Annotated in this window: 1 protein-coding gene and 1 pseudogene; both read left to right on the forward strand. The window is 45.0% G+C overall.

Features of this window, described 5'->3' with window-relative positions; all coding sequences use genetic code 11:
- Positions 1 to 420: pseudogene (locus ACTXGO_RS14880) on the forward strand (adenylosuccinate lyase); the annotation flags it as partial.
- A gap of 32 nt (positions 421 to 452) precedes the next feature.
- Positions 453 to 877 (forward strand): DUF2238 domain-containing protein (locus tag ACTXGO_RS14885; RefSeq protein WP_443575067.1); only part of this gene is annotated, 425 nt, incomplete at its 3' end.

Here is an 877-nt window from a genome sequence, read left to right on the forward strand (position 1 = left end):
AAGCTACCAATTTCACGTATGCAGCGCGATTTATCAGACTCAACGGTCCTGCGTAATATTGGCGTAGGACTAGCCCAGAGCATGATTGCGTTTGATGCTTGTCTAAAGGGCGTCGGTAAATTAGAGCTGAATGCTCAGCGCCTAAATGAGGATTTGGAGCAAGCACAAGAAGTCTTAGCCGAGCCGATTCAGACAGTCATGCGCCGCTACCGCGTTGAGAACCCCTATGAGAAACTCAAAGCGCTCACTCGTGGCAATGCCATGACTCGCGAAGCGATGCTCACATTCGTTGAAAGTGATGAGCTTAGTGACGTTTCAGATAGCGACAAGCAGCGCCTGCGCGAGCTGACGCCTGCCACTTATACGGGTAATGCCGCGGAGCAAGCTCGCATGATTAAAGAGTGGATCGCTAAGCTGTAATCATTAGCTACTGATGATTAAAAAGTATAAATATGCAGCGCAATGTTAACTCTATTATTGTCAGTACTACGGCGGTAGTTATCGTCATAGTGCTGGCAAGTATTGAGCCGCTCGACTGGTCAAGCTACCTACTTCATCAATTAGGCACGCTACTATTTTTAGCAGTTATGATAATTGCTTATCGTTATTGGCAAATCAGCAAAAATGCTTACGTGCAATCGATGATATTTTTAGTCGTTCATATTATAGGCGCGCGCTATCTGTATTCTTATGTGCCCTACGATGAGTGGACAGAGCAGCTATTTGGTATTGGCTTAAATGAGTGGTTTGGCTGGCAGCGAAATATGTATGACAGGCTGGTACATTTTAGCTATGGGCTTTTGCTATTTGCTGCGATGATTGAAAGCGCAAAGTCACTCTTTAAAATTGAATCCGTCACACTTTTAATCGCTATTGC

The sequence above is a fragment of the Psychrobacter sp. T6-1 genome (assembly GCF_052258445.1).